The following is an 11146-nucleotide window of genomic DNA, read 5'->3' as shown; positions in this document are numbered from 1 at the left end:
TGCTGTCAGGGATCACTCCGCTGACACCCGTATCCACGGTATAGCTATCGTCCACCGCATCCAATACATTGTCCATATCCGGACCTACCTGAACGGTCACCGTGCCCGAATCGCAATTGTCCGTATTGGCCGCTTCACAGATCGTATAATCAATGGTATAAGTGCCGTCGGCCGTGCCAGGGGCCACGCTTACGCTGCCATCCTCGTTTATCGTCAGTTCGTCCGTTGGGGTCGAAGTGAGTATTACATCCGTGGGTACTATAGGATCCCCGTTAAGGGTATCGTTATCCAGTACGTTGCTGTCAGGGATCACTCCGCTAACACCCGTATCTACGGTATAACTATCGTCCACTGCATCCAGAACGTTGTCCATATCCGGACCTACCTGAACGGTCACCGTGCCCGAATCACAATTGTCCGTATTGGCCGCTTCACAGATCGTATAATCAATGGTATAAGTGCCGTCGGCAGTACCGGGGGCAACGCTTACACTGCCATCCTCGTTTATCGTCAGTTCGTCCGTTGGGGTCGAAGTAAGTACCACATCCGTAGGCGCTACTGGATCCCCGTTTAGGGTATCGTTATCCAATACGTTGCTGTCAGGGATCACTCCGCTAACACCCGTATCCACGGTATAGCTATCGTCCACTGCATCCAGAACGTTGTCCATATCCGGACCTACCTGAACGGTGACCGTGCCCGAATCGCAATTGTCCGTATTGGCCGCTTCGCAGATCGTATAATCAATGGTATAGGTGCCATCGGCAGTACCGGGGGCCACACTTACACTGCCATCCTCGTTTATCGTAAGTTCGTCCGTTGGGGTCGAAGTGAGTATTACATCCGTGGGTACTATAGGATCCCCGTTAAGGGTATCGTTATCCAATACATTGCTGTCAGGGATCACTCCGCTGACACCCGTATCCACGGTATAGCTATCGTCCACCGCATCCAATACATTGTCCATATCCGGACCTACCTGAACGGTTACCGTGCCCGAATCGCAATTGTCCGTATTGGCCGCTTCACAGATCGTATAATCAATGGTATAAGTGCCGTCGGCAGTACCGGGGGCCACACTTACGCTGCCATCCTCGTTTATTGTAAGTTCGGCAGTTGGGATCGAAGTAAGTACCACATCCGTAGGCGCTACTGGATCCCCGTTTAGGGTATCGTTATCCAGTACGTTGCTGTCAGGGATTACTCCGCTAACACCCGTATCCACGGTATAACTATCGTCCACTGCGTCCAGTACGTTGTCCATATCCGGACCTACCTGAACGGTTACCGTGCCCGAATCGCAATTGTCCGTATTGGCCGCTTCACAGATCGTATAATCAATGGTATAGGTGCCATCGGCAGTACCGGGGGCAACGCTTACGCTGCCATCCTCGTTTATCGTCAATTCGTCCGTTGGGGTCGAAGTAAGTACCACATCCGTAGGTACTACAGGATCCCCGTTTAGGGTATCGTTATCCAATACATTGCTGTCAGGGATCACTCCGCTGACACCCGTATCTACGGTATAGCTATCGTCCACTGCATCCAGTACGTTGTCCATATCCGGACCTACCTGAATGGTTACTGTTGCAGAAGCACAAACATTGGGATCTGGGATTACATTACAAACTTGATAAATAATAGTAACAGTAGAATTTGATTCCGATTCTACTGGAGTGTATGTCACAAAGCCTGTATCTGCATCAAAGGAAACAGTTCCCAAGGCACTACCGCCAATCATGGTCAAACTGGTAATGCCTAAATTATTGGAATTATTATTTGGCAAGTAATCATCGTTCTCCAAAATATTAATAGCAACTTCGGTCAAGGCAGGGGTTGACCCTGAATCATCCCTTGCGGTGGCCACAAGTGGATCTGGATCAGTTCCATTTGGGTTTCCATCATTATCACAGTCGAGAACTTCCCAGGCTACTGTAGGTGTTACAGTAATACTTTCGGGATTGTAATCACATGGATCCAAGGGATCGGTACCATCTGTTTTCTCGTCCTCATTGGTCACTCCGTCGCCATCACAATCCAACCCATTCCATGTACTGGAAGTTTCCACTGTTTGGTGGGCCAATACAAAATCGCAGGAATCAAGTGGATCTGTTCCATCCTCTATCTCTTTTTCATTGGTTACCCCGTCCCCATCACAATCGGCAGTTAAATAGTCTCCGCTTTGAGCCAAAGTAACATGTGCAGGATCGTAATCACAGGGATCCAAGGGATCGGTGCCATCTGTTTTCTCGTCCTCATTGGTCACTCCATCGCCGTCACAGTCCATGCCGTTCCAAGTATTAGAAGTTTCCACTGTTTGGTGGGCCAATACAAAATCGCAGGAATCAAGTGGATCTGTTCCATCCTCTATCTCTTTTTCATTGGTTACCCCGTCCCCATCACAATCGGCAGTTAAATAGTCTCCGCTTTGAGCCAAAGTAACATGTGCAGGATCGTAATCACAGGGATCCAAGGGATCGGTGCCATCTGTTTTCTCGTCCTCATTGGTCACTCCATCGCCGTCACAGTCCATGCCGTTCCAAGTATTAGAAGTTTCCACTGTTTGGTGGGCCAATACAAAATCGCAGGAATCAAGTGGATCTGTTCCATCCTCTATCTCTTTTTCATTGGTTACCCCGTCCCCATCACAATCGGCCGTTAAATAGTCTCCGCTTTGAGCCAAAGTAACATGTGCAGGATCGTAATCACAGGGATCCAAGGGATCGGTACCATCTGTTTTCTCGTCCTCATTGGTCACCCCATCACCGTCACAGTCGGCATTCTTCCATTCCGTTGAAGGAGAACAGTTCTGGTGGGCCAAAACAAAATCGCAAGCATCAAGGGGATCAGTTCCATCCTCTATCTCTTTTTCATTGGTAACCCCGTCGCCATCACAGTCGGCGGTTAAATAGTTTCCGCTTTGCGCCACGGTAACATGTGCAGGATCGTAATCACAAGGGTCCAAGGGATTGGTGCCATCGGTTTTTTCATCTCCATTGGTTACTCCATCCCCGTCGCAATCGGCATTTTTCCATTCCGTTGAAGGAGAACAGTTTTGATGGGCCAAAACAAAATCGCAGGGATTTAAAGGATCAGTACCGTCTTCTTTTTCCTTAATGTTCGTTACACCATCACCATCACAATCTGCATTCTTCCATTCCGTTGATGGAGAACAGTTCTGGTGGGCCAAAACAAAATCGCATGGATCCAAAGGATCAGTACCGTCTTCTTTTTCTTTAATGTTCGTTACACCATCACCATCACAATCTGCATTCTTCCATTCCGTTGATGGAGAACAGTTCTGGTGGGCCAAAACAAAATCGCATGGATCCAAAGGATCAGTACCGTCTTCCTTTTCCTTTTCGTTCGTCACCCCATCACCATCACAGTCTGCATTCTTCCATTCCATTGAAGGAGAACAGTTCTGGTGGGCCAAAACAAAATCGCAGGGATCAAGTGGATCTGTACCATCTTGTTTTTCCTTTTCGTTCGTCACCCCATCTCCATCACAGTCTGCATTCTTCCAAGCGGTGGTAGGCGAGCAATTTTGATGCGCCAAAATAAAATCACAGGAATCAAGTGGATCTGTACCATCCATTTTTTCCTTTATATTTGTCACCCCATCTCCATCACAGTCTGCATTCTTCCAAGCGGTGGTAGGCGAGCAATTTTGATGCGCCAAAATAAAATCACAAGAATCATTGGGATTAGTTCCGTCCTCATTTTCTTTATCATTGGTAACTCCGTCCCCATCACTATCCATTGGTGGAAGAGAATCTGAAATACCATTTATCTCCAAGGTATAATAAATGCTATCACTGGCATTTAACTCAGCAATTTGAAAGCCTTCAGTCTTGGTATTTGTTTTATTGGTTGGATAAATAATATTAACTGAAAAAGGACTCCAATAATGCTCTAGCACAACGCCATCTGATCTCGTAGCAATGTGATCCACATCTACAATGTCGTATACTGCATTTGATTTAGATGAAACAAGGGTGGGCACATCCGCAAATGCGGACGCAATTCCGAAATTAAAAAAGACGGCGATAAGTAAAATAAAGGGAATAGTATTTTTCCTAAATTTCACAAAAGTAATATTCTCCATAAATGATAGTTTTGTTTCAACTAATCACCATGGCACAATAGGTAATAAAGAAATGTAAGAAGTTGGGGCCAACTCCAATATTACATGCAAGATATATCTAAAAAATCAATAGTCATAAGGTTTTCAAACCCTAAATCATATAAAATCTGCCAATAACCGTATTACTCGACAAAGTGTTAATTATTTTCTAAAACGACCTGAAAGATATTGCGTTTATCAATTAAAAATCGCTCGCTAAACAACATTTTATTGTAAGTTTTTTCCTTATTAAAAAGTACATAAAGGATGTAATTGACCTCGAGATCAATCAAATAGTTTTTTCCAGAATAACTCATATTAACCAACTTTAGAACCGGAATAAAATTTACTCATATTCTGGATCTTGATAAAAAATAACCCAAACATTAATTACGAACCACATATAATTTTAGATTAAAAAAACGACCATAAACAAACCCAATACTTCACCCCAAACCAAAATGAACTAAAGCCAAGCAAGTGTGGAATGCCCCCGACTTTTCCAGAATAGCAACCAATAAATATTTCTTTGCCGTATTTACCGGTATTTGCTGGTTGAAAAAAATTAATTTGACTTATTTTTGCCGAAATTAAATGATCAATGAGTTTTAGGGAACAAATTGAAAGAAGAAGGACTTTCGGAATAATATCACATCCTGATGCAGGAAAAACAACACTCACAGAAAAATTATTACTTTTTGGCGGGGCCATTCAGGAAGCAGGGGCAGTAAAGAACAATAAAATAAAGAAAACTGCTACCAGTGACTTTATGGAGATTGAAAAACAAAGGGGTATTTCGGTAGCCACCTCTGTACTTGCCTTTCTTTACAAAGACAAAAAAATAAATATCCTGGATACACCGGGCCACAAGGATTTTGCTGAAGATACCTTTAGGACACTTACTGCTGTTGACAGTGTAATAGTGGTTGTCGATGTTGCAAAAGGGGTGGAAGAGCAAACCGAGAAATTAGTAGAAGTTTGTAGGATGCGAAACATCCCCATGATTGTTTTTATCAACAAATTGGACAGGGAAGGAAAGGATGCCTTCGATCTATTGGACGAAGTGGAACAAAAACTAGGGCTTTCCGTAACACCTTTAAGTTTTCCCATTGGAATGGGCTACGATTTTAAGGGAATCTACAACATCTACGAAAAGAACATTAATCTATTTAGCGGGGATAGCAAAAAAAATATTGAGGACACCATTGCTTTTGATGACATAAATAACCCGCAACTTGAAAAGATTATCGGATCGAAGGCGGCTACAGAACTAAGGGAGAATCTAGAATTGGCAACAGGTGTCTACCCTCCCTTTGACAAGGAAAGTTATCTTAAAGGTACGCAACAGCCCGTATTTTTTGGTTCTGCCCTGAACAATTTTGGGGTTCGTGAACTGTTGGATTGTTTTATAGACATTGCCCCTTCTCCACGGCCAAAAATGGCTGAAGAGCGCTTAGTCCAAGCCAATGAAAAGGAGTTGACCGGCTTTGTATTTAAAATACACGCCAATATGGACCCAAAGCATAGGGATCGCTTGGCATTCATAAAAATAGTTTCCGGCACCTTCGAAAGAAACAAACCATATCTCCATGTCCGCCAAAAAAAGAATTTAAAATTCTCCAGTCCCAACGCATTTTTTGCAGAGAAAAAAGAAATAGTGGATATTTCCTATCCAGGGGATATTGTTGGACTGCATGATACCGGAAATTTCAAAATTGGTGACACTTTGACAGAAGGTGAAATATTACATTATAAAGGAATCCCGAGTTTTTCACCTGAGCATTTTAGATATATCAACAATGCCGACCCCATGAAAGCTAAACAACTCAACAAGGGTATTGACCAATTAATGGACGAAGGTGTGGCCCAATTGTTCACCTTGGAAATGAACAATAGAAAAGTCATAGGAACTGTAGGCGCTTTACAGTTTGAAGTAATCCAATACCGTTTGGAACACGAATATGCAGCCAAATGTACTTATGAAAATTTCCCTGTATATAAGGCGTGCTGGGTAGACCCCAAAGACAAGAACAGCGAAGAGTTTAAAGAGTTTAAACGTGTAAAACAGAAGTTCCTGGCCAAGGATAAACGCAAGCAACTTGTTTTTCTCGCCGATTCGCAATTTTCATTGCAAATGACACAGCAAAAATATCCAAATGTAAAACTTCATTTTACTTCCGAATTCGAATAAGCAATTTCAGGGCTAGACAATCACATAAAAAAAACCTTCTGCATCAACAGAAGGTTTTTGAATTTTTAAGCTTCACCCGTAGGCCCAAAATTTAATGGTATCGGAGGCTGTTCATAATCCTTTATTGTGCCATGGGCCTTTTCAAAGCGACTCACATTATCACCAAGTGCCTTTAAGAATTTCTTGGCATGTTGAGGAGTAAGTACAATTCTACTTTTAACCTTTGCCTTGGGAGCCCCTGGCATCATACTAATAAAATCCACTACGAACTCGGATACTGAATGATTTATTATAGCTAAATTGGAATATATCCCTTCAGCTGTCTTTTCATCCAATTCTATGTTGATCTGTTTTTGGTTTTGATCTTTATCACTCATTCTGAAAAATGATTAACTATTACTTATACTTTAAACTAAATTGAACTATTTCCTGGCCATTTGCCAAAAAAAAACCTCGGTGAATAACACCGAGGTTCTAAATATTTAGAATTTCAATTCCTCTTTTCGAGCCATGATTTCATCGTATTCTTCTTTTGAGCCTACAATGATATTCTCATAATCTCTCATTCCCGTACCTGCAGGTATTTTATGACCTACAATTACATTTTCCTTCAATCCTTCCAGAGTATCTATCTTACCACTTACCGCAGCTTCGTTAAGTACTTTGGTGGTTTCCTGGAATGAAGCTGCCGAAATGAATGATTTGGTCTGTAAGGACGCACGTGTAATTCCTTGAAGAATTGGCGTTGCCGTTGCTGCAACAGCATCCCTGGCAGTAACCAAATTCTTATCATTACGTTTAAGAATTGAGTTCTCATCCCTTAATTCCCGTGCACTTATGATCTGACCTGGCTTCAAGTTCTCCGATTCTCCAGCATCCTCTACCACTTTCTGTCCGTAAATCTCATCGTTCTCTTGGATGAAATCATCTTTGTGAACCAACTGATTCTCTAAGAAAATAGTATCTCCCGGATCCTCGATACGTACTTTACGCATCATTTGACGAACTACTACCTCAAAATGCTTGTCATTGATCTTCACACCTTGTAAACGATATACTTCCTGAACTTCGTTCACCAAGTATTGCTGTACGGCTGAAGGTCCTTTGATGGCCAATATATCTTCAGGAGTAATGGATCCATCGGACAATGGCATACCGGCACGTACGTAATCATTTTCTTGAACAAGAATCTGATTGGACAATTTAACCAAGTATTTCTTAACCTCACCCAATTTGGATTCGATGATTATCTCACGGTTACCCCTTTTTATTTTACCAAAAGAAACAACACCATCAATTTCGGAAACAACTGCTGGGTTAGATGGGTTACGTGCTTCGAACAATTCGGTAACTCTTGGAAGACCACCTGTAATATCCCCAGATTTAGCTGATTTTCTTGGAATCTTAACCAAGATTTTACCCTCGTTGATCTTGTCTCCATCATCTACCATGATATGCGATCCAACCGGAAGGTTATAGGAACGCAATACTTCATCCTTATTGTTCTTGATCAATAGGGTTGGTATTAACTTCTTGTTCCTAGATTCAGATATTACTTTCTCTTGGAACCCGGTTTGTTCATCGATCTCAACTTGGTAAGTAATACCTTGTTCGATATTCTCATACGCAATCTTTCCAGGGAATTCTGATACAATAACCCCGTTATATGGATCCCAAGAACAAATAACCTGACCTTTTACAATTTTCTCACCGTTCTTGATGAACAATTGAGAACCGTAAGGAATATTATTGGTGCTTAGTGTAATTCCTGACTTTGCATCCACAACCTTAATTTCAGAGGTTCTGGAAATAACAATTTCAGATTTTTTACCTTCTCCATCCTGGCTGCTAACTGTTCTTAAATCCTCAATTTCTGCAATTCCGCCAAATTTGGCTTCCAATTTATTTTCTTCGGAAATGTTACCGGCAATACCTCCCACGTGGAAAGTACGCAAGGTTAACTGTGTTCCTGGTTCTCCGATCGATTGTGCAGCAACAACACCAACAGCCTCACCTCGTTGTACCATTTTATTGGTAGACAAGTTTCTTCCATAACACTTACCACAAATACCCTTCTGGGCTTCGCAGGTAAGGGCTGAACGAACCTCTACTTTTTCAACAGGAGATGCCTCAATATTCTTAACATCGGACTCCATAATTTCTTGACCTGCCCTTAAAAGCAATTCTTCGGAAATAGGATCGTAAACATCATGTAAGGAAACCCTTCCAAGGATACGCTCCCCTAAAGTCTCAACAATCTCTTCATTTTTCTTAAGAGCCTCTACCCGAACACCTCTTAGCGTTTCACAATCTTCAATATTGATGATAACATCCTGTGAAACATCCACTAGACGACGTGTCAAGTAACCCGCATCCGCCGTTTTCAACGCCGTATCCGCAAGACCTTTACGCGCACCGTGAGTAGAAATAAAGTATTCCAAAATGGATAGACCCTCCTTAAAGTTGGATAAAATAGGGTTTTCAATAATTTCCCCACCACCAGCTGTAGATTTCTTTGGTTTTGCCATTAATCCACGCATACCGGTCAACTGGCGAATCTGCTCCTTGGAGCCCCTTGCACCAGAATCCAACATCATGTACACAGAGTTGAACCCTTGCTGATCTTCACGAATACGTTTCATAGCCAATTCCGTCAACATGGCATTGGTTGAGGTCCAAACGTCAATTACCTGATTGTAACGTTCGTTATTGGTGATAAGTCCCATGTTATAGTTGGCCATAATACCATCTACTTGAACATTGGCTTCATCAATCATGGATTGTTTTTCTGGTGGAATGATAATATCCCCCAAACTAAAGGACAAACCACCTTTGAAGGCGAATTCATAACCCATAGTTTTTATCTTGTCCAAGAAATCAGCAGTTGTAGGTACATCGGTAACTCTTAAAATATTACCGATAATATCCCTTAACGATTTCTTGTTCAATACCTCATTGATATATCCTGCTTCTTCAGGAACTACCATATTGAACAAAACCCTACCAACTGTAGTTGGTATAATTTGATTAACCAATTCCCCAGCTTCATTAAAATCTTTGGCACGTACCTTAATACCTGCGTTAAGATCCAATCTACCTTCGTTAAAGGCGATAACCACCTCTTCATAGGAGTAGAATGTTAATCCTTCACCTTTTACAGCTACCTCTGGAGTAGATTTTCTTTCTTTGGTCATATAATATAGACCCAAAACCATATCCTGAGATGGTACAGTGATAGGAGAACCGTTTGCAGGGTTCAGAATATTATGCGAAGCCAACATTAACAATTGGCATTCCAAAATAGCCTCTGGCCCCAATGGTAAATGGACTGCCATTTGATCCCCGTCAAAATCCGCATTAAATGCAGTACATACCAATGGATGTAACCTAATGGCTTTTCCTTCAATAAGTTTTGGCTGGAACGCTTGGATACCCAATCTGTGCAATGTAGGGGCCCTGTTCAACATTACAGGGTGACCTTTTAATACATTTTCTAGAATATCCCAGACAACTGGCTCTTTCTTGTCTATTATTTTCTTGGCCGATTTAACGGTTTTTACAATACCTCTTTCTATCAACTTACGGATAACAAAAGGTTTGTAAAGTTCAGCAGCCATATCTTTAGGCAGACCACATTCGAACAATTTCATTTCAGGTCCAACAACGATAACCGAACGAGCGGAATAATCCACACGTTTACCCAAAAGGTTTTGACGGAAACGCCCTTGCTTTCCTTTTAATGAATCTGAAAGTGATTTTAATGGTCTATTGGATTCAGTTTTAACCGCAGATGCCTTACGAGTGTTATCGAATAAGGAATCTACCGCCTCCTGAAGCATACGTTTCTCATTTCTAAGAATTACTTCAGGTGCCTTGATCTCTACCAATCTTTTAAGACGGTTGTTTCTAATGATAACCCTTCTGTAAAGGTCATTCAAATCCGAGGTTGCAAAACGACCTCCATCCAATGGTACTAACGGACGTAATTCCGGTGGAATAACCGGGATTACCTTCATAATCATCCAGTCTGGCCTGTTTTCCCTATTTTCCTGGGATTCCCTTAATGCCTCAACAACTTGAAGTCTTTTCAAGGCCTCGGTTTTACGTTGTTTGGAAGTTTCCGTATTGGCTTTATGTCTTAATTCATACGACAATTGGCTCAAGTCTATTCTGGCCAAAAGATCAATAAGACATTCCGCTCCCATTTTAGCGATAAACTTGTTGGGATCGGAATCTTCCAAATATTGATTTTCCTGTGGAATGGATTCCAATATATTTAAATACTCCTCTTCGCTCAAGAAATCCATTTTTTGAATTTCCTCACCGTCCGGTCCTTTGGCAATACCTGGCTGAATTACTACATAACGCTCGTAGTAAATTATCATATCCAATTTCTTGGAAGGTAAACCTAGAAGGTAACCAATTTTATTGGGCAGGGAACGGAAATACCAGATATGGGCAACAGGAACTACCAAATTAATGTGTCCTACCCTATCTCTACGTACCTTTTTCTCTGTAACTTCTACCCCGCAACGATCACAAACAATACCACGGTAACGGATTCTTTTGTATTTTCCACAGGCACATTCATAATCCTTTACAGGACCAAAAATACGCTCACAGAATAGACCGTCCCGCTCAGGCTTGTGCGTTCTATAGTTAATAGTTTCAGGTTTCAAAACCTCACCTCTTGACTCTGCCAAAATAGCTTCTGGAGATGCCAAACCGATTGAAATTTTATCGAACCTTTTAATGGTATTATTATCTTTTAGTCTAGCCATAACTATAATCTGATACTAATTTAATTCTTGTTATTAGGAATAGTGTTC

At 41.7% G+C, this 11146-nt stretch carries 3 protein-coding genes and 1 pseudogene; 1 reads left to right on the top strand and 3 read right to left on the bottom strand.

Annotated elements, in window-relative coordinates; all coding sequences use genetic code 11:
* Nucleotides 1-4108: pseudogene (locus CWD91_RS20115) on the bottom strand (hypothetical protein); the annotation flags it as partial.
* A 619-nt stretch (nucleotides 4109-4727) separates the two neighbouring features.
* On the opposite strand from CWD91_RS20115, the gene CWD91_RS20110 reads away from it, so the two are divergent.
* Nucleotides 4728-6317 carry a peptide chain release factor 3 gene (locus CWD91_RS20110; protein WP_103442768.1) on the top strand — a complete coding sequence of 530 codons (1590 nt, stop codon included), beginning with the start codon at nucleotides 4728-4730 and terminating at the stop codon, nucleotides 6315-6317.
* Between the two features lie 65 nt (nucleotides 6318-6382).
* On the opposite strand, the gene CWD91_RS20105 is transcribed toward CWD91_RS20110, so the two are convergent.
* Nucleotides 6383-6694 (bottom strand): DUF3467 domain-containing protein, encoded by a 312-nt coding sequence (locus CWD91_RS20105; RefSeq protein ID WP_072863284.1) that lies wholly within the window; start codon nucleotides 6692-6694, stop codon nucleotides 6383-6385.
* Between the two features lie 105 nt (nucleotides 6695-6799).
* Nucleotides 6800-11098, bottom strand: a complete 4299-nt coding sequence (rpoC, locus tag CWD91_RS20100) for a DNA-directed RNA polymerase subunit beta' (protein ID WP_103442767.1) — start codon at nucleotides 11096-11098, stop codon at nucleotides 6800-6802.
* Nucleotides 11099-11146 lie beyond the last annotated feature (48 nt).

The sequence above is a fragment of the Arenibacter hampyeongensis genome, from assembly GCF_002909255.1.
Classification (GTDB): domain Bacteria; phylum Bacteroidota; class Bacteroidia; order Flavobacteriales; family Flavobacteriaceae; genus Arenibacter; species Arenibacter hampyeongensis.
The sequence above is the reverse complement of the archived record's forward strand: the minus strand, read 5'-3'. Positions and strand labels throughout refer to the sequence as shown.

Coding starts and splice junctions, on each gene's coding strand:
- CWD91_RS20110 (WP_103442768.1), top strand. CDS start 4,728: ATGAGTTTTAGGGAACAAATTGAAAGAAGAAGGACTTTCGGAATAATA.
- CWD91_RS20105 (WP_072863284.1), bottom strand. CDS start 6,694: ATGAGTGATAAAGATCAAAACCAAAAACAGATCAACATAGAATTGGAT.
- rpoC (WP_103442767.1), bottom strand. CDS start 11,098: ATGGCTAGACTAAAAGATAATAATACCATTAAAAGGTTCGATAAAATT.